The following is a 20,111-nucleotide window of genomic DNA, read 5'->3' as shown; positions in this document are numbered from 1 at the left end:
ACCATCTTTATCTACACTATAACCATAGGCTGTATTATTACTTATATCTGCTTGTTTGTATTTTAGAGTATAAATAGAGTTTTTAAATTCACTTGATATATCATAATTAGGAGAACTTGTCTTACTACTTATACTAAAATTAGTATTATTGCTAGTATTTGTTGTATTAGTAGAATTTAATATTTCACTTCTTGCTAGAGTTTGTGAATTTTTACTTTCTATATCACTTAACTTGCTGGCATTTTGTTTTAAAAAAGCATTAGCAAAACTTATTTTAGAATTTTCTTTACTTTCTTTATTAGCTTTACTTTGTGAAAGTATAGAATTATAGTTTGAGTTATCATTGATGCTAAAGATACTCATATTAATTCCTTAATTTAGATTTTTCTGCCTTCAACCTAAATATATTAAAATAATATAAGCAAGATCTGTTCCGTTTTGGAGTGAAAAGAAAATATTTATCACACCAAAGGTAAGGTAAAATAAAAATTCTTAGGATCGCTTTGAAAACTTAACTCTCCCTTATGAGCGTTTATGATTTCTTTAGAAAGAGACAAGCCAAGCCCATTGCCTTTAAGTTTTGTTGTTTTAAAAGCTTCAAAAACCAATTTCTCATCTTTTATTTCACAACCATTATCATACACTCTGATGCATATTTTTTCATTATCACAACTTGCTAAAATTTTAATCATAGGCTTTTCACATTCGCTTTCTTCTATTGCATCAATAGCATTATAAATCAAATTTTGCAAAACCAAACCAAGAAGAGCTTTATCAGCACAAATCTGCTTATTCAAAAAAGATATTTCAAAGTCTATTTGAGAAGTAAAATTATAAGAGTTAATGGCGCTTTCACACTCTTCTTTTAACTCTAAAAGATTAAAATTTAAAGCATTGATGTGCACACCCTTAGTAAAAAGTAAAGTTGAATTTACGATACGCTCTACTCTGGCAATAGCCTTTTGGATTTCAAGAACTATATGCTTATTTTTAAGCTCACTACGAGCAAAAAGGGTTGAAGCAAGTAAAGATATAGATCCAATAGGATTTCTTATCTCATGTGCCAAATGAGCCGCTACACTACCCATGCTTGCAAGCCTTTCATTGCGTTTTTCATCGCTAATATCTGTAGCTGAAACTATAGTTTTTTCATTATGTGCTATGATTTTTACCGCATAAAACCTACCTTCAAATTCAAGCTCATCACGAATTTTATCAAGACTAATGATACTAAGTAATTTTGGATTTTTCAAGGCTTCTTGATTTTGTAAAATAATATTTTTTTCTTTATCTAAAATCCAAAGCGCACTAGGCAATACCTCTATAATCTCATCAACCATTGCACGTAAGGAATTATAGTTTTCATTTAAAGTTTTGTATTCATTTTCTATTACATAAGTTTGTTCTATAAGACTTTCTAAGCCTTTTTGTAGGGTTTCTTTTTCATTTGAGTCTAAACTTTTTAAAATACTTTCATTCATTTATCATTCCTCTAATAAAATCTTAAAATCATTCAAATCAAATAAAAGCAAATTCTGTTCGCATATTTTATCAAATTCCTTGCTAAAACCATTTTTTGAGATTATAATATAATAATTTGGAGCCAAATTTAAAGACTTTGCTTTTGATTTTAAAAGATTTAAAATATTTTTACAAATTTTTTTATTTTTAAATTTAACTTCTCCGACAAAACACAAATTTTCATCTTGATAATAAAGATCAAGTTCTAAATTCTTATCCCAGTAACTTTGCACTCCATTGATATTGAATTTTTTCTCAAGCAATTCTCTAGAAAGCTGTTCAAAACAAAAACTTTGATAAAGTTCAAATTTTTCTTTAATGCATTCTAAAACTTCTTTATAACGATTTTGTAAAATAAGCTTTTCATTGGGCTTTAAAAAATAAAAAAAGAAACGAGTAAAATGATTGCTAAATATAATCTTATCTTGGACAACATAAGATCTTAGTTCTTTTTTGATTTTTTGTCTTTTATCTTTTATTTTTTTAGCTTCCTTACTATACTCAAGTTTTATTATACCTGTTTCTAAAAGATATTTAAGTGTAGATAAAGCTTTAAAATGCTGAATTTTTCTATTGATAGAAAAACGCTTGCGATTGTTTTTAGCTAGTAAAGTAAGAGCGTAAGAACTTGTTTCATCCAAGGCAAAATAACTTTTGATTTTTAGATAATCATCAAGCAAAATTCGCTCTATATTTACAAATACATCGTCTTCAAAATTTAAAATGTTTAATTTTTCAAAACCTTCAAACACACTATAAAAATCAAAAAGCTTACTTAAAGATAAATTCTTATGCAAATCTACAAAGTTCTTAAATTTTATATTTTTCCTTTTATAAAGCATTTTTATAGTATAATTTTAGCAAATTTTTATAAGGATTGTATTTGCAAATTTCAGATTTAAAAAAAGAATTGATCTTAAAAAAAGGTATTTTGCATTTTGACTTCACAGCAAGTGCTTTAGCTCTAAAATGTGTAGAAAAAGAAATTTCAAAAATTCTCCCAACCTATGCAAACACACATTCTGATAGCTCTTTAAATTCTTTTAAAACTCAACAAATTTACGAACAAGCAAGAAAAGATATAAAAAAAAGTTTATCATTAGATGAAAATTTTGCCCTTATAGCCTGCGGAACAGGATCAAGCAGTGCTATTAAAAAATTTCAAGAATTGATCGGCATTTACATTCCCCCTCTTGTAAAAGAAAGATATTTTACGCAAATTGATAAAAATACTTTACCTTTAGTTATCGTAGGGCCTTATGAGCATCATTCTAATGAACTTTCATTTCGAGAAGGCTTGTGCGAATGTATTAGAATTCCCTTGGATAAAAATGGAGAAATTGGTTTTGATTTTCTAGAAAAAACTTTACAAAAAAACAAAAAAAGGAAAATAATCGCTAGCTTTTCTTTAGCTTCAAATGTTACTGGGATATTAAGTGATTACAAACGCATTTCTGAAATGGTTCGTAAATTTAAAGGGATAGTTGCTTTTGATGCATCTAGTTTCATTCCTTATAAAAACATATCTTGTCAATACTATGATGCGTTGTTTATAAGTTCTCATAAATTAATCGGTGGTATTGGCGGTTCTGGACTTTTAGCCATCAAAAAAGATCTTTGCGGAAACAAGCCTAGCTTTGCAGCAGGTGGAACTGTGGGCTATGTTTCTCGCACTTCACAATGCTACCTTTGCAATGAAGAAGCTTTAGAAGAAGGAGGAACACCTGGAATTTTACAACTCATTCGCGCTAGCTTAGCTTTTAAAATCAAAGATTCTATAGGGGTTAAAAATATAGAAAAAAAAGAAGAAATTTTAAAAGATTATTTTTTTGAACAACTAAAAACTATACCTAATTTAATTTTATATGCAAAGAATTTAAAAACTCGATTGCCTATTTTTGCTTTCAATATCAAAGGAATTTCTCCTTTTGATATCGCTTACGAACTTAGTAAAAAATACCACATAGAAACACGCGCTGGATGTGCTTGTGCTGGGCCTTATGGTCATGATTTGCTAGGCTTAAAAGATAATCAAAAACTTAAAACAAAACCAGGTTGGTTAAGAATAAGCTTGCATTATACGCATGAAAAAGAGGATATTGATTATTTTTTTAATGCTTTAAATAAAACTATAGTAAAATTATCGCATTAAAATATTATAGTTTTATTATTATGTATAAAAATTCTATCTTCAAAAACCAAATCAAGTGCTTTTGAAAGAACATCTTTTTCTATATTTCTACCTGCTTGCTGCATATCTTGCCAAGTAAATTCATGGTTTACAGGTAAAACAGCTTGAGTGATAATAGGACCTTCATCAAGATTATTATTTACAAAATGTGCCGTAGCTCCAATTATTTTAACCCCTCTTTCAAAGGCTTGTTTATAAGGATTTGCTCCTATAAATGCAGGTAAGAAAGAATGGTGAATATTTATAATCTTACCTTCAAAATGCTCAACAAAATCAGGAGATAAAATTCGCATATATTTTGCCAAAACCAAATAATCAAATTTATATTGTTCAAGACATTTTAAAATGTGATTTTCTTGCTCTTTACGATCTAAATTTTCAGCGCTGATAAAATGATAAGGAATTTCAAATTTCTCAACTAAATCCTTTAAAGAGTTGTGATTTGAAATCACAGCTTTGATATTTGCTTCAAGTTCGTTACTATAATGCTTTATTAGCAAATCTCCCAAACAATGACTTTCTTTAGTAGCAAAAACAACAATATCTTTTTTTCTCTTCTCGCAAAGCTCTATCAAGGCTTCTTGTCCAAGCATAGCCTCAAGCGTTCCTATAAAAGCTTCTTTATCAAATTCACCTTCTAAAAGAGCACGAAAAAAAAACATTCCTTCGCCTACAAATTCATCGTTTTTTACTATATTGATATGATATTTAAAAATAACATCAGAAATTCTATAGATTAAACCTTTTTGATCTTTGGTACAAATTTTTAATACAGAAATCATTTAGCTAAACCTTTTATATATTCTTTTAATTCATTCTCTCTTGCTTCTTGAAGCTTTAAACCAAGAATTTTACCACAAAATCCAGCATTTATGAAATCTTTTGCTAAAATTTTACTTTCAAACTTATTCTCATAAAGCCCTAATCTTTTAGCTTGTTCAATACGCTTTTTACTCCAAAGTCCAAGCCATTCCTTCAAAGGCATTTCAAAAGCAATTTTTGCTAGTTCAAAATCACTTATATCATCAAGATAAAAAGCTTGATTTGCGTATTTTAGGTATTCTTTTTTAAGTTTAGTTCTTTTAAAAAATATATCTTTTTCTAAATTAAAAAAATTCAAATACAAATACAAGAATAAAGCATCACTTTTTACAAATTCTCTACTTTGTCTGAGTAAATTTTGAAATTCCAAACTCTTAAAAACACTCTCAAAGCCAAAAATCTGTTTCTCTAAGCCAAGTTCTTGTAAATATCTATAGCCGACATCAAGTCTAGGGCTTTTAAAGAATTTATAAAGCTCTGCATTGATCCTATCTTTGCTAAGATCAGTAATATCCATACTTTGCATCAATTTCAAGCTTTCGCTAGTTATCTTAAAGTTAAACCTTGAAGCAAATACTACCGCTCTTAATACTCTTAAACTATCCTCTTGAAAGCTTTGTTTATCAATATGCCTTAAAAAGCCTACTCCTAGATCTTTTAATCCTCCGTAAAAATCTAAAAACTCATCGTTAAAAAGATTAATCATCATAGAATTTATGGTAAAATCGCGTCTTTTGGCGCCAAGTTTTTCATCATTGCAAATTTGAACTTCAAAACCTTTATGTCCATAGCTTATTTTATTTTCGGTTCTAGCAAGAGCTAAATCATAATTTTTAAACTTATATACAAAAAAACTTTTTCCAAAGCCTTGTGCGCCCAATTTTTGCATAATCTTTTCAAAATCTTTAGATTTTATATCATAAAGCTCTATATCATAGTCGCAAATTTTTAAACCTAAAAACAAATCCCTAACGCTACCTCCAACCAAATACGCTCGTTTAGTATAAGGCTTTAAAAACTCAGCGATAAACTGTAAATCGGGATTATTTTTTAAGCTTATCTTCGATATTTGCAAGCAAAAACTCTAAAAAATTTATGGTCAAGTTTAATCTATTTTCAAGATCATCTTTTTTTATACTATTTAAACCTTCAAAAAGAACTAAAATTCTCTCTCTAAGATGTTTTAAAAAAATATCCTCATTAAGCGTTTGAACCTCTGTCATAACACTGGGATTTAAAATTTCACTTTGTAAAAAAGGCTCTTCTTTTTTAAACTCTTTATTTTCCTGAGTAGAAATTTCAATATTATTTTGTATTTTTTGCTCTTCTTCAAATTTTGCCATAGAAATTTTATCTTCTAAGTCTTGCGGAGTATCAAGTTCTTCGCATACAAACTCCATAGGTGGTAATTCATCTTTTATTTCAGTTTTTCTGCTTAATTCTTGTTCTTTTAAAATTTCATTTTGTCTTCTTTGCTCTTCCATGATAGAGCTAACTTCGCTAATGGTTTTTTTAGCTAAATCTTCCAAATTCATATTTTTATCAACCACCTTTTAAATTCATTAATTTCTTCATCGCTTTTCATATTAATAAAAAAATCCAACATTTGAGTGTTTAAATCTTTATGCTTGGATCTAAAACCACTAAGACGACGAACCGCATCGATAGCGTTTTGGTTATCTGGATCTTCTTTTAAGATATTTTTATAAATTTCTAAAGCTTCGTCTTTTAACCCTTGAGCCTCATAGATAGAAGCTTCAGTGACTGTATTTTTCATCACTGTTTCCTAAAATTTTTCTTTAATTCTAGCAAAAAGCTTTTTAATTTATCTTTAAGAAAATAATATGATTTTTAATGTCTATTTTGTTTTAAATAATTTTTCTATATATTCTTTTTTTTCTTTCTCTAAACTAGAATTTAATTCTTTTTGTTCTTTTTTAACTTGCACTTTTAAATCTTGATTTTTAAAATACACATAATCAATTCCAAAAATAACACCAATTATAATAAGCAATGGGATTAAAAATACCATCTTTACACTTTAAGAAAATTGATTAAATACACTACCATAGTAGCGAACATTCTCAGCATTTTCATTTTTTTCTATCGTTTCTATTGCGCCACTATTGATTGCTTTTTGGATATCATCATTTAAATCTTGATAAGAAAAAACCATATTAATACTGATAATATTTGGCAATTTCTCAAGCATTTTATAAGAGTTTAATTCATCTTCTAAATTTTCACTTTCAATCACAACTATAATCTTTTCATTTTCACAAAGTTCTACAGAACAAAAAGGAATTTCAGATATAGCCTTTTTTAAATCATTTATATATTCTTCTTTTGCTAAAATCAAAACACTAGAAAGATTATTCATCAATACTCCTAAACATTATACTATCACCAAAGCCTGAAACAATAAAATCTTTATTGTTTAAAAAAATAATAAACTCACTCATCAAATTTTCATTATTAAAAGTTTTAACAGGCTTAAAATCACTTGTGCTAAAAACTTCACTAACTCCAGCTTCATTATCGCTATAAACAGCGAATTCTCCATTAGGACTTAAAGCGCAAGTATATATCAAAAAATCTTTTTGCAAAAAATTTTGCTCTTCATTTTTTACAACTCCTATACGCCTATCCGTTCCACAACTTAAAATAATATTATTTTTAAAATCTACTTGATAGATATTATCTTTATGCATTTTATCATAGTTTTTTAACATCTTCCAATTTTTCAAATCAAAAAGTTCTACTTCACCACTCTCAAAACCTGCAACCAGCATACTCTTATCTTCATTTAAAACTGCATCATTAAGACTAGAATGAGAAAAATTAAATTTTTTTATATTTTTTAAACTTTTATCAATCAATTCTATTTCAGAACCAATAGAAATCAAAAGATAAGTGTTTTCATTGATAAAAAATGCTTTTATTATGCTATTTTCTTCGAGCTTTTTGATTTGTAAATTTTCCTTATAAAAACTTAAATTTTTAGCACCAAAATCACCCTCGCTAAGTATTAAAAGTGTATGTTTAAAAATATCAATGTTGTAAATTTTAGCAAAATCATCACCATAATAATTTTTAATCTTTGGCAAAGATAAAAGTTCTTTTAAACTTTTATCTTTAATGTTATATTGTAAAATTTCACCTTTATCAGTGCCTATATATAAGTTTTGCTTATCTAGTTTTAAAGCTGTTATATTGGCATTTAATTTCAGCTCATAAGCATAAGATAAAACACAAAAAAGACTCAAAATAAAAAGAAATTTTTTCATTTATTTACTTTACACCCTCATTAATCACATCAATTAAATTTGAACGACTTTTTAATTGTTCATTTTTAAATTCAGGTTTAAAACTATTTCCCACTAAAGGTTTTGCATCGCTTTGTGGAACATGACACTGAGTACAATTAAAACGACTATCGCTAATCATATCTCCTGTGGTTTTGTTGTGTCTAAAATCATAATAATGACTAGCAGGAAGTGGAGTTGCACCAGCATCTGCTGCTATAGCCTTATCATGGCAGCTTAAGCACATATTGTTATCTTTAGTTATAGGTAACAAATCTTCAATAGCATGCGGAATTAATGGTGGTGCATTTTCATAAGAACGCTCAAAACGAGTAGATTCCCCAGGCTGTAAAGTTGTGAAATTTGCCTCCACTAAATTTACTTTATTTTCATTTTCTAAACTTGCTTTTCTAAGTCCAATTTGTTCTGAACTTACCCCACTATTCATTGCGCAAGCGGCAAAAAATACCACTGCAGCACTTCCTAATAAAACCAATTTCTTCTTCATTATTTATTCCTTAAATCAAAAATATTAAAATTCAAAGCATCATCATTGCAAACTTCTATACATCTTGCACACCTTATACACTCTCCTGATTTCACGCTAGCACTTTCTTTTCCAACCATCCACAAAACCTGTTTTTCAGGACAAATACGGATACATTCATAACATTTAGTGCATTTATCACTATCATGCTTTATTTTAAGCAAAGCAAAACGAGAAATAAAAGCATAAAAAGCTCCTAGTGGACAAAAATGTGAACAAATTGCCCTAGGGCTTAAAAAAGTATCGATACAAAAAAGTATAAAGGCTACAAAAATCCAAGAACTTGTAGCAAAAATAATCCCTCTATGTATCATTCCTATATAAGAAAAACTTTCAAACACAGGTAATGAAAATACAAAAGAAAGGATTAAAACCAAGACTAATACAAAATAGCGTAAATTTTTAGGCAAAATTAAAAATTTATTATTAAGGGTTAATTTATTTCGCACAAAAGCAGCAAAATCTGTGATTAAATTAACAGGACAAACCCAAGAGCAAAAAACCCTTCCTAAAAGCAAACCATAGATAAAAAATATAATCAAAGCTCCTATTAAAGCCATTAAATCTATACTCCAGCTTGCTAAAATGATTTGCAAAACCGCAAAAGGATCGCTTAAAGGTATGGTATTAAAAAGTCTAGAAGAACTTAAATTTCCCTGCAAGATAAAATCTGTAGCTTTAAAACTAAAAAGCGCTAAAATTCCAAGCTGAACGATGCGTCTAGCAATTAAATACTTCATCACAGTTCTCCATCATTTAAATAATTGGTTGCTTTTTTAGCATTAAAATGTTTTGAAGTATCTGCATTTTTTATACGACCTTCATCTTTTTCATCCCAGCCTTTTACATAATGAGATCCTGCTTTTCCCAATACATACTCCCTTGGTAAAACACGAATGGCCGGTTTTTCAGTAATACAAGCAAGTTCACAAAGCCCACAACCTACACACACTTCATGATCCACACTAGGTAGTAAAAAAGCATGTTTGGCGGTGCGTTCATTGCGTTTAAGCTCAAGTTTTAAAGCCCTATCTATCAAAGGACAAGCTCTATAACAAGCATCGCATTGAATTCCCCAGTGTGCCACACAAGAAGCACTATCAACAATAGCAATACCCATTTTCAAGGATTCTATACCCTGCTCTAAATGCTTTTTATCTAAAGCATCAGTTGGACATTCTCTAATGCAAGGAATATCCTTACAAAGATAACAAGGAATTTCTCTTGCTCTAAAAAAAGGCGTGCCATTTTTTGGACTATCTAACAAGCTAGCGAGCTTTAAAGTATTATAAGGACAGGCTTTTACACAAAGCCCACAACGAATACATTTGCTTAAAAATCTAGCTTCATCTTCAGCCCCAGGAGGACGCAAGGCATAATTATCATCGGCTTTTAAAGTCAAATTAACCAAAAATCCACCTCCTGTACATAAACATGCAGCCTTAAAGGCGCTAACGAAAAATTCTCTTCTACCTTTCATTTAATCAAAACCCTAAATTAAGCCTTATAAATTTTTACAGCACATTTTTTAAAGTCAGTTTGTTTTGAAAGCGGACAAGTCGCATCCAAAGTAACTTTATTGATATATACATTCTCATCAAACCACGGCACATACACAAGTCCTACAGGCGGTTTGTTTCTTCCACGCATATCTACTCTTGCTTTTACTTTACCACGACGAGATTCCACCCAAACCAAATCACCTTGATTTAAGCCTAATTTCTCTCCATCTTTCTCACTCATATAGCAAAGCGCTTCAGGGACAGCACGGTAAAGCTCAGGCACACGCATAGTCATAGTTCCACTATGCCAATGCTCTAAAACCCTTCCTGTTGCAAGCCAGAATGGATACTCTTTACTTGGTCTTTCAGGTGCTTTCATAAATGGCCTAAAGAAAATTTTAGCCTTATTTTTAATACTGTGCTCTTTTTCATCTTTAGGAGCTATTAAATCTCCATTTGTAAGCATTTTGTTAAAATCACCATAAAAAGCAAAATCTGAATTTGGAGCCGCTTTTTTAGCATAATAATCAAATTTAGTATTAAATCTCCACTGTGTTTCCTTGCCATTAACCACAGGCCATCTTAAACCCCTTACTTTATGATAGGTATCAAAATCCGCTAAATCATGGCCGTGTCCTAAGCCAAATTTACGATATTCTTCCCAAAGGTATTTTTGAACGAAAAAGCCATAGCCTGTAAATTCTTTTCCATCACTGCCTTGAATTTTTCTCTCATCGCCTTTAACATCAGTATTATCAAAGCCTTTTGCGATAGCATCGCTTGGATTAAAGCTTTTTGCTTCTTTATTGGCAAATAGTACATCAAAAAGTGTATCATCTTCACTATAACCCATAGCTTTTGCCTCTTCTAAAACACTTGGCAAGGTAAGCTTATTATCCACTTTTTGCTCTTTCCAAACTTCTTTAAGCTTAAAGCGTTTTGCAAATTCTAAAATTTGCCAAGTATCACTCATGGCAGCACCTACAGGTAAGACTTGTTGTTTCCAATGTTGAGTTCTTCTTTCAGCATTACCATAAGCACCCCATTTTTCATAAATCATAGCACTTGGTAAAATAAGATCAGCTACTTTTGCTGAAATTCCAGGATAACAATCACTTACAACAATAAAATTATCCATTTCTCTTGCTGCTGCGATCCAGTGATTTGCATTTGCAGTGTTTTGCCATGGATTATTCACTTGCACCCATGCAAATTTAATTTTTCCATCTTCTAAATCTCTCATGATATTAAGATAAGGAGAACCTGGTTTTGGGTTGATGGTCTTTGCAGGAACTTTCCAAATTTTTTCAGAAATTTCTCTGTGTTTTGGATTTGCCACAACCATATCCGCAGGCAAACGATGGGAGAAAGTCCCTACTTCCCTAGCCGTTCCGCAAGCACTTGGCTGTCCTGTTAAAGAAAAGGCTCCACTACCTGGTTTAGCTTGCTTTCCTAGTAAAAAATGCACCATATAAGCTTGTTCATTTACCCAAGAACCTCTTGTATGTTGATTAAAGCCCATAGTCCAAAAACTTACGACTTTGCGATTTTTCTCTATGTAAAGATTAGCTAATTCTTGAAGTTTTTTCTTAAAATCTTCCAAAGACTCATTATCATCACCTTTGGCTACCTTTGCAGTGTATTCCAAAGTATAAGGGGCTAAACCTTTTTTAAATTCTTCAAAAGAAATTTCCCAGTTTTTATCAGCCACACCTTGATGTTTCATTTCGAATTTATCACCCGCTTTAACGCCAAGATAAGATAAAGAAGTAGCCTCTTCATCGTCTAAAGTGATTACATTTTCTTTTTCAACTGTATCTTTTTCACTTTCTTTAAATTTTGGATGATTTGGATTATTTCTCATACCATAACCAATATCAGCATAACCAGTTGCAAATACACAGTGATCTTTGATAAATTTCATATCCATAGCCTCTGGATGATTATAAACAATCTCTCTTGCTATGTAGTTCCAAATAGCCAAATCTGTATTTGGTTTAAAAATAATTTCAATATCAGCAATATTTGAAGTACGGTTAGAAAAAGTGCTTAGATTAACAACTTTGACCTTATCAAGATTACTTAGTTTTCTATCACTTACTCTTGACCAAAGGATTGGGTGCATTTCAGCCATATTAGCTCCCCAAGTGATGATAGTATCTGTAAGTTCTATATCATCATAACAGCCTGATGGCTCATCTACACCAAAAGTTTGCATAAAACCAACCACTGCAGAGGCCATACAATGTCTTGCATTTGGATCGATATTGTTTGTTCTAAAACCCGCTTTTGCAAGTTTTAAAGCAGCATAACCTTCTTGGATAGTGTATTGCCCACTACCAAAAATCCCTATACCTGTAACGCCGAGTTCATTGTAGGCTTTTTTAAATTGTTTTTCCATTTCATCAAAAGCTCTTTGCCAAGAAACCTGTTGAAATTTGCCTTTTTTATCAAATTCGCCTTTTTCATTCATGCGAAGCAAAGGCATAACAAGGCGATCTTCACCATACATGATTTTAGCATTAAAATAACCTTTGATGCAATTAAGTCCGCGATTTACGGGTGCTGCAGGATCGCCTTTTGTTGCTACGATTTTGCCATCTTTTCTGGCTATCATAATTCCACAGCCAGTTCCACAAAATCTACAAACAGCCTTATCCCATTTCCAATCTTCTTCTTGCGCGCCAAGCATAGAGCTTGGAACACTAAGTCCTGCAACACTAGCAGCACTTGCAATAGCGGTATTTTTAATAAAATCCCTTCTATTCATCCTTATTCCTCCAAAATAAAAAAATCATCTTATTATAAAAAATGGAGTATAAAAATCTCTTGAAATTTTAATAAAAATAATAATTTTAAAGCTCTATTTTATAGGAGTTTTATTGTCCTTTTTATATTATTCTTACACAAAATAAATATTAAAAATAATCAACTTAAAATAATAAAAAAATGAAGATGTAAAAATTAAGCCCTAAGAATGGGCTTAATCAAAATTAATGGCAACCACAACCACCGCAGCAGCTAGAACCACCAAAAAATGCATCAAGTTTTGCAATATCTGGCATTTCTGTGATTTCATTTACAAGTTCTTTATATGCCACTTTACCCTCTTTAATCACAAATACGGCACGAGCTAAAAGCCCTTCTAAAGCACCTTCATTTATCAAAACACCATATTTTTCACCAAATTCTTTTGCCACAAAATCACTTGCAACACTTAAATTTTCAATACCTTCTGTACTGCAAAATCTTCCCATAGCAAAAGGCAAGTCCATACTTACTACAATCACTTCAGCACCATTGTAACTGGCTACTTTTTTATTAAATTCTCTAGCCTCTGTAGCACAAACTGGTGTATCTAAGCTTGGAACACTTAAAATGATTTGAGTTTTACCCGCTGCACCGATTTCAATCACGCTTAAATCTTTAGCTTTAAGATTTACCTTAGGAGCATCTGCTCCAACTTCTACTGAATTTCCTTTAAGTTTTACAGGATTTCCTTTAAAATTTACTGTACTCATTTAATTTCCTTTTTTGATATTTTAAACATTATTACAATTAATGTTTTAAGAGTGATTATATCCTATAAACATTAATTATTTTTAATTTCACTGAAAATTATTTTACTTCTTTCCAAGTATATTTTTTCCACACTTTTTGAGCTTCCTTACTCTTAATAAAATCTACAAATTCTAAAGCTTTTTTATTTTCTAAACCTTTTTTTGTAGGAGCTATTTCAGCTGCACGATAAATCACTGCATTTTTATCTTTGATAAATAAAGCTTTATCATCGCCTAAAGCCTTTGCCCAATGAGACCAAATGATTAAAGCATCAATATTTGGATTGTTATTCCACTCATCTACAGCAGCTTTGGAATTTTTAGCATAAATTTTTATATTTTTACGTAATTTTACCAAATTTTCTCTTTTTGCACTTTTTAAAGCCATATCTTCATAAAGTCCAACTTGTCCTGCACCATCAACCACCATAACATTTACACCATCTTTTAAAATGTCTTCAAAATTTTTAATATTTTTTGGATTATTTGGACGCACGATAATACCTGATGGACGCACATTTAAAACGCTTAAATTTTCCAAACTTAAACTTGGAATTTTTTTAGCAAAATCATCCATCATTGAAGTATTGCCTGAAAAAATCAAATCTGCATTTTCTTTTGCTTTATCTATCCAAGCTGGAGTTGGACCTGCGGTTACAATCACCTTTTCTTTTGTTTTTTCCTCAAATTTTAAAGCAAGCTCTTTTAGCACAGGAGCAGGACCACCTGGACCATAAACTAAAATTTTAGCATTTAAAAAACTTGCTGCTACTAAACTTAAAAAATTAATATTTTTTTCATAAAATAAACCTTTCTTTAATAATATAACTTACTTGAAAGAAAATTCTATCAATCTATAGTTAACTCTCCCTTGCAAAGCCCTGCTTCTATAAGAAAACGAGAAGGAGCAAAAGAAGTTTTTTTGTTTTTATCATATTTAGCATAACTTAAATAAAGTATATTTTTTGCCCTAGTTACCGCAACATAAAAAAGTCTTCTTTCTTCTTCTAAGCTTCCACCCATTCCCATAAGCTTTTGATTAGGAAAGCGACCTTGCGCAAGATCAATCACAAAAACAAGATCAAATTCCAAGCCCTTACTTGCATGCACGCTAAGCAAATTAACTCCTTTGCCACTACTCATTTCGCTTGCACCTAAAGTTAGAAAATTATAATACTTGTAAATATCGCTATAATTTTTTGTAAGCTCTTTTAAAACATTGAATTTTGTTTCTATTTTTTCTAAATTTTCACTCTTTCTTAATAAATCCACCTGCCCTGCTTTATTTGTCGCTCTTTTGGTTGCAAGTTCTTCGCAAATTTCTCTATAAAAAGAATTTTCACAAATTAAATTGACTAAAGTCAAAGAATGTTTTATTTCCATAGCTTTTTTTAAAAAAAGATAGATTTTTTCCAAATTTCTAGCGCACAAATCATTGATTTTTGAAAGTCTTAAAATAGGATGTGCATCAAATTCACTCTCAAATTTAAAACGAGTTTCGCTGGCTAATTCTTCCAAATCTGCAAAAAGCCCAAGTTGATAATTTCTTTTTTGATGATTTTGCAAATTTACATTTTTATCAGGATCTAAAAAACCTTTTATTAAATTTCCATGCCCTAATTTTAAAAGTGCGTCAAAAATTTCTTTTGCTAAAACTCCACCCACACCTTTGGTATATTGAACCAAATGAATAAAAGCCATGATATCTTTAGGATTTACCACAAGCGCAAGCATGGAGCTAAAAGCTTTAACTTCCAAACTTTCAAAAAAACTTCCACTTCCCTTTCTCACACTTGCAATGCCCTGCTCCCTTAAAGCTACTTCAACCCCATCAGCACTTGAGTTGTTGCGAAAAATCACGGCAATTTCTTCCAAACTTACTCCGCTTGTAAGTATCATTTTGGCTATATTTTGATACTGATCAAATAATTCTTCAAAAGTAAGCAAAGATGGGGCTTTAAACTCATCATTTCTTGTAACAATAAGTTCTTTTGGATATAATCTTTCGTTATTTAAAATCACTTTATTAGCCAAAGCTAAAATACTTCTTGATGAACGGTAGTTTTTATTTAAAGAAAAAATTTTTGCATCTTTAAAACGATCTTTAAACCCACCTATGATATTAATATCCGCTCCATTAAAAGCATAAATACTTTGATCATAATCCCCTACGCAAAACAAACTTTTACTATGAAAAGCCTCTATTAAGGAACTTTGCAAAGTATTTGTGTCTTGATATTCGTCCACTAAAATTTCATCAAATTCATATTTTTCTTCTTTTAAAAGCTCTTTTAGATTGATAAGTAAGTCATTAAAATCTACATAATTAAAACGCTTTTTTTCATTATCATATTCTTTTAAAATATCTTCATAAATTTCAGCATAAATACTTTGTTCTTCATAGTTTTGACAAAACCAAGTATAAAAATCTTGATTGTGTGCTTTGTTTTGAAACAAAGAATAAAGATCATATAAATAACTTGATTGATAAGGTTTTATATCACTTAAATGCCTAAAGGTTCTTTTTTCATAGACACTTTTAAGTAGAGTTTTTAACTCGCTTGCTTGCTTTAAAATTATATTTTTATCCGCATTTCTAAGTAAGGTATAAGCCGTACTATGAAAAGTTCCTGCAAGTATTTTACTGGTAATATTTTTATCAAAAAATTTCCCTAAACGCCCTATCATTTCTTTACTGGCTTTATTTGTGAAAGTCAAAAGCATAATTTTTTGAGGTGCCACTCCCTTGCTTAAAAGATAAGAAATTCTTGCAACAATAGTAGAAGTTTTTCCCGTCCCTGCACTTGCAATAACAAGATTGTGTCCAAAATCAGCAGTAGCAGCAAGATATTGTTCATTATTTAATTTTGAAAGTGGCATTATTTTCCTTATAAAAGTTAAAATTATAAAAAAAAATTACTTAAAAATATAAAAATTTAAAATTACTTTATATTAGATTATAGTACAATGCTAAAATTATTTAACTTTCTGTTTTTAAGGGATAGCAAATGAATTTGAAAATTTTTTCTATTATTGTTGGCATATTAATTGCTATTATTGTGATATTAGGTGGAACCTATTATTATCTTTTTGAATATTCAAAACCAAAGAATTACACCTTAAACACCAACACTTACACCGAGCAAAAATCGTATACTAATAACTACGATAATTCCTATTCGCCCTCGATCCAAACCAACAATAGTTCATCAGATATAAATATTAATAACAATACTATCCAAAAGCAAGAAACAAACCCATTAGATGAAAATCAAAGCTTAAATAACAATACATTTAATACGCCAATAAGCGAAAACAATCAAAGCTTAAATAATGACACCAATACAAGTAATAATATTAATACAAATGAAAATAAGCAAATTTTAGATACGGATAAAGAAAAATTAAAACAAGAAAATAAACAAGCCAAAATAGAAGCTCTTAAAAAAGAAATCAGCAAACAACAAAAGATCTTAGAAAGAGAGAGAGCCGTAAAAAAAGAACTTCAATCAAACAAGTCAAACAAAAATAAATATCTAAATACCGCTAGAGAGTATCTAAGCATAGGAAAAAACAGTCGTTTAGAACCTGAACTTAGTACAGAAAATATGAAAGTTTATATTTTAGATGGAAAATTTTTAAGCCAATATAGAATCAATCTGTTAAAAGATATGCTAAGCGTTATACAAGATAATGCAAAAGATTATTATCTAAGTATTTTTGTTAAAATGCTACCAAAAGGGGAAATGAAATTAACTATCTATAACAAAGAAATTATCTTTTCAGATATGAAAAAAGCTTATAAATATATTAGCTTAGATAGATTAAGCCCATATTTAAACAATCCAAAAGAATTAAATGAACATGTAGCACGTGAAGAAATTTTAGAAAGACTTAAACTTCAAATTAAAAAAGATGGCAAAGGAAGTGATTTTTCTAAACATATCAAAAGTTTGAAAACTGGACTTAATACAGCACAATATTTCTTCCCGTTTTGTGAAATTATAGAAATTAGCTCTATTAAATAAGCTAAAACAATAAAGGCAAATAATGTATGATAAAAATTTAGAAAAAGAGTATTATCAAATTTGCGAAGAACGCGGATATTTTGAGATCGATGGCAATAAAACCATACAAGAAAAAGATAAAAATTTCTGCATTATGATGCCTCCTCCTAATGTCACTGGAGTTTTACACATAGGACATGCTTTAACTTTTACTCTACAAGACATTATGACGCGTTACAAAAGAATGGATGGCTATAAGGTTCTTTATCAACCAGGGCTTGATCACGCAGGTATTGCTACTCAAAATGTTGTAGAAAAACAACTTCTTGCTCAAGGCATTAAAAAAGAAGAACTAGGTAGAGAAAAATTTATAGAAAAAGTCTGGGAGTGGAAAGAGCAAAGCGGTGGAAAAATTTTAGACCAAATGAGAACACTAGGCATCACTCCTGCATGGAGTCGCTTGCGTTTTACTATGGATGAAGGTTTGGTTAATGCCGTAAAAAAAGCCTTTGTAGAACTTTATGATAAAAGACTTATTGTACGTGGAAACTACATGATAAATTGGTGTACTCACGATGGCGCTTTAAGTGATATAGAAGTTGAATACAAAGAAAACAAAGGAAAACTTTATCATATTAAATACTTTTTAAAAGATAGCGATGAATTTTTAGTAGTAGCCACAACGCGTCCTGAAACTTTTTTTGGCGATACTGCAGTTATGGTACATCCTGACGATGAACGCTATACTAAATTTGTGGGCAAAGAAGTGATTTTGCCTATAAGTAAAAAAGCCATTAAAATTATAGCTGATGAGCATGTAGAAAAAGAATTTGGAACAGGAGTTGTAAAAGTTACTCCCGCTCATGACATGAACGATTATGAAGTAGGACTTAGACATAATTTAGAATTTATAAGCGTTTTTAATGAAAAAGGAATTTTAAACGAACATTGTTTAGAGTTTCAAGGTTTAGAACGCTTAGAAGCAAGAGAAAAAATCGTAGCCAAACTTGAAAGTCTTGGCTTTATAGAAAAAACAGAAGAACATAATAATCAGGTAGGATATTGTTATCGTTGCAACAATGTAGTTGAACCTTATATCTCCAAGCAATGGTTTGTAAAAAAAGAAATCGCCCAAGAAAGTATAGAAAAAGTTGCACTTGGCGAAAGCAAATTTTATCCAAATCACTGGATAAATAGCTTTAATGCTTGGATGAAAGATTTAAGAGATTGGTGTATTTCAAGACAACTTTGGTGGGGGCATCAAATTCCTGTGTATTATTGCGAATGCTCTCATGAATGGGCAAGCCAACATACGCCTAAAACTTGTCCAAAATGTCAAAGTCAAAATTTCAAACAAGATGAAGATGTACTTGATACTTGGTTTTCTTCAGGACTTTGGGCTATGAGTACTCTAGGCTGGGGGAATGAAAATTGGGGTAAAGATAAAATTTGGTCTGAAAAGGATTTAAAAGATTTTTATCCCAATTCTTTACTCATTACAGGTTTTGATATTTTATTTTTCTGGGTGGCTAGAATGATGTTTCAAAGCACTAATGCCTTACATCAACTTCCTTTTAAAGATATTTATTTACACGCTCTTGTGAAAGATGAGCAAGGTAGAAAAATGAGTAAAAGTCTTGGAAATGTCATCGATCCAAATGAAAGTATTAAAGAATATAGTGCCGATATTTTACGCTTTACTTTAGCACTTCTTGCTATACAAGGACGCGATATTAAACTTAGCAATGATAAACTTTTACAAGTTAGAAATTTTACAAATAAAATTTATAATGCTACAAATTATCTGCTTTTAAATGAAAGTAAATTTGAAGATTTGGAAAATATCACACTTCATTCAGAATTAGCAAAATATATTTATGCCAAATTTCAAACTTGTGTTAAGGATGTAAGAGAAAATTTAGACAATTATCGCTTTAATGATGCAGCCAATACTCTATATAAATTCTTTTGGGATGATTTTTGCGATTGGGGTATAGAGCTTAGCAAAGCAGAAAAATCAAGCGTTAAAGAACTTGGTAGTATTTTCAAAGAAGCTTTAAAGCTCTTAAATCCTTTTATGCCTTTTATCAGTGAATATTTATATCATAAACTAAGCGATACAGAACTTAAAACAAGCCCTTCTATTATGATAAGCAAATATCCAAAATTTAAAGAACAAGATAAAAATATAGAAAAAATCTTTTCTTTACTTATAGAAAGCATAGTTGGTATCCGCCGTGCTAAAAGTTTAATCGATCTTGGAAATTCTAAAATAGAAAAAGCTTATATCAAATTTAACGATAAAAAAATCAAAAATGAAATCAAAGCTTATATGAATTTTATCATGATGCTCGCAAAGTGCGAGCAAATAGAATTTAGTGAAGAAAAATTACCAAAGGCAATATGTGATGTTAGCGAGAATTTAGAAATTTTCATTACGCTTGAAAATGTTGATTTAAGTGGTATTTTAACAAGACTTGAAAATCAAAAAAATAAGCTTGAAAAAGAAAGCTTCAAGCTTAACTCCATGCTTTCAAATGAAAAATTCACTGCTAACGCACCTAAAGAGGTGGTGGAGCAAAATAAAGAAGCTCTAGAAAATTTAAAAATTCAGCTTGAAAAAATATCAGTTGAACTTCAAAATCTAAGAGGTTGA

General features: G+C 30.2%; 19 protein-coding genes and 1 pseudogene. 3 read left to right on the top strand and 17 right to left on the bottom strand.

Features of this window, described 5'->3' with window-relative positions; translation table 11 throughout:
• From AJ886_RS05750 to AJ886_RS05740, 3 genes and pseudogenes are all read right to left on the bottom strand, one after another.
• Positions 1-363: pseudogene (locus tag AJ886_RS05750) on the bottom strand (hypothetical protein); the annotation flags it as partial.
• A 98-nt stretch (positions 364-461) separates the two neighbouring features.
• Positions 462-1,481 (bottom strand): fla regulon two-component system sensor histidine kinase FlgS, encoded by a 1,020-nt coding sequence (gene flgS / locus AJ886_RS05745; RefSeq protein WP_032582703.1) that lies wholly within the window; start codon positions 1,479-1,481, stop codon positions 462-464.
• A gap of 3 nt (positions 1,482-1,484) precedes the next feature.
• On the bottom strand, positions 1,485-2,363 hold the full coding sequence (locus AJ886_RS05740) for a DUF234 domain-containing protein (protein WP_044794322.1): 879 nt from the start codon (positions 2,361-2,363) through the stop codon (positions 1,485-1,487).
• A gap of 35 nt (positions 2,364-2,398) precedes the next feature.
• On the opposite strand from AJ886_RS05740, the gene AJ886_RS05735 reads away from it, so the two are divergent.
• Positions 2,399-3,673 (top strand): aminotransferase class V-fold PLP-dependent enzyme, encoded by a 1,275-nt coding sequence (locus AJ886_RS05735; RefSeq protein ID WP_074469910.1) that lies wholly within the window; start codon positions 2,399-2,401, stop codon positions 3,671-3,673.
• Here AJ886_RS05735 and purU read toward each other — a convergent pair.
• The 14 genes from purU to AJ886_RS05665 all read right to left on the bottom strand — a co-directional run bounded on the left by purU (position 3,670) and on the right by AJ886_RS05665 (position 16,328).
• Positions 3,670-4,494: a formyltetrahydrofolate deformylase gene (purU, locus tag AJ886_RS05730; RefSeq protein ID WP_044794319.1), complete on the bottom strand. Its 825-nt coding sequence runs from the start codon at positions 4,492-4,494 to the stop codon at positions 3,670-3,672. The two genes, AJ886_RS05735 and purU, sit on opposite strands and share 4 nt — an antisense overlap.
• Positions 4,491-5,609: a CCA tRNA nucleotidyltransferase gene (locus AJ886_RS05725; protein ID WP_070275160.1), complete on the bottom strand. Its 1,119-nt coding sequence runs from the start codon at positions 5,607-5,609 to the stop codon at positions 4,491-4,493. The genes purU and AJ886_RS05725 overlap by 4 nt, the downstream gene beginning before the upstream one ends.
• Positions 5,578-6,069, bottom strand: coding sequence for a CiaD-like domain-containing protein (locus AJ886_RS05720; RefSeq protein ID WP_044794316.1), 492 nt, complete (start codon positions 6,067-6,069; stop codon positions 5,578-5,580). The genes AJ886_RS05725 and AJ886_RS05720 overlap by 32 nt, the downstream gene beginning before the upstream one ends.
• Positions 6,066-6,314, bottom strand: a complete 249-nt coding sequence (locus tag AJ886_RS05715) for a tetratricopeptide repeat protein (protein WP_002859818.1) — start codon at positions 6,312-6,314, stop codon at positions 6,066-6,068. Before AJ886_RS05715 ends, AJ886_RS05720 begins: the two co-directional genes overlap by 4 nt.
• A gap of 78 nt (positions 6,315-6,392) precedes the next feature.
• A complete protein-coding gene (tatA2, locus tag AJ886_RS05710; RefSeq protein ID WP_002852615.1) occupies positions 6,393-6,566 on the bottom strand; it encodes a Sec-independent protein translocase subunit TatA2 in 174 nt (57 codons plus the stop codon).
• Positions 6,567-6,575: 9 nt separating this feature from the next.
• A complete protein-coding gene (locus tag AJ886_RS05705; protein WP_002852435.1) occupies positions 6,576-6,914 on the bottom strand; it encodes a chaperone NapD in 339 nt (112 codons plus the stop codon).
• The gene (locus AJ886_RS05700; protein WP_070275161.1) at positions 6,907-7,821 is read right to left on the bottom strand and encodes a WD40 repeat domain-containing protein; all 915 of its coding nucleotides are present in this window, start codon (positions 7,819-7,821) and stop codon (positions 6,907-6,909) included. The genes AJ886_RS05705 and AJ886_RS05700 overlap by 8 nt, the downstream gene beginning before the upstream one ends.
• A 4-nt stretch (positions 7,822-7,825) precedes the next feature.
• Positions 7,826-8,350, bottom strand: a complete 525-nt coding sequence (locus AJ886_RS05695) for a nitrate reductase cytochrome c-type subunit (protein ID WP_010891887.1) — start codon at positions 8,348-8,350, stop codon at positions 7,826-7,828.
• Positions 8,347-9,129 carry a quinol dehydrogenase ferredoxin subunit NapH gene (gene napH, locus AJ886_RS05690; RefSeq protein ID WP_074469907.1) on the bottom strand — a complete coding sequence of 261 codons (783 nt, stop codon included), beginning with the start codon at positions 9,127-9,129 and terminating at the stop codon, positions 8,347-8,349. The genes AJ886_RS05695 and napH overlap by 4 nt, the downstream gene beginning before the upstream one ends.
• Complete coding sequence (gene napG, locus AJ886_RS05685) at positions 9,126-9,866, bottom strand: ferredoxin-type protein NapG (RefSeq protein ID WP_070275162.1); 741 nt, start codon at positions 9,864-9,866, stop codon at positions 9,126-9,128. Before napG ends, napH begins: the two co-directional genes overlap by 4 nt.
• 17 nt (positions 9,867-9,883) lie before the next feature.
• Positions 9,884-12,658: a periplasmic nitrate reductase subunit alpha gene (napA, locus tag AJ886_RS05680; RefSeq protein ID WP_070287352.1), complete on the bottom strand. Its 2,775-nt coding sequence runs from the start codon at positions 12,656-12,658 to the stop codon at positions 9,884-9,886.
• 223 nt (positions 12,659-12,881) lie between these two features.
• Complete coding sequence (gene tpx, locus AJ886_RS05675) at positions 12,882-13,409, bottom strand: thiol peroxidase (protein ID WP_002856712.1); 528 nt, start codon at positions 13,407-13,409, stop codon at positions 12,882-12,884.
• Positions 13,410-13,506: 97 nt separating this feature from the next.
• A complete protein-coding gene (gene peb2 / locus AJ886_RS05670) occupies positions 13,507-14,274 on the bottom strand; it encodes an AcfC family adhesin PEB2 (protein ID WP_079396823.1) in 768 nt (255 codons plus the stop codon).
• A gap of 23 nt (positions 14,275-14,297) precedes the next feature.
• The gene (locus tag AJ886_RS05665) at positions 14,298-16,328 is read right to left on the bottom strand and encodes an ATP-dependent helicase (protein ID WP_070240458.1); all 2,031 of its coding nucleotides are present in this window, start codon (positions 16,326-16,328) and stop codon (positions 14,298-14,300) included.
• Positions 16,329-16,456: 128 nt separating this feature from the next.
• Here AJ886_RS05665 and AJ886_RS05660 point away from each other — a divergent pair, with 128 nt between their 5' ends.
• Positions 16,457-17,476 (top strand): hypothetical protein, encoded by a 1,020-nt coding sequence (locus AJ886_RS05660; protein WP_002861422.1) that lies wholly within the window; start codon positions 16,457-16,459, stop codon positions 17,474-17,476.
• A 22-nt stretch (positions 17,477-17,498) separates the two neighbouring features.
• Complete coding sequence (locus tag AJ886_RS05655) at positions 17,499-20,111, top strand: valine--tRNA ligase (protein WP_070275166.1); 2,613 nt, start codon at positions 17,499-17,501, stop codon at positions 20,109-20,111.

This window comes from Campylobacter sp. BCW_6465 (assembly GCF_001762815.1).
GTDB lineage: Bacteria > Campylobacterota > Campylobacteria > Campylobacterales > Campylobacteraceae > Campylobacter_D > Campylobacter_D jejuni.
This window is presented reverse-complemented; position numbering and strand designations above follow the sequence as displayed.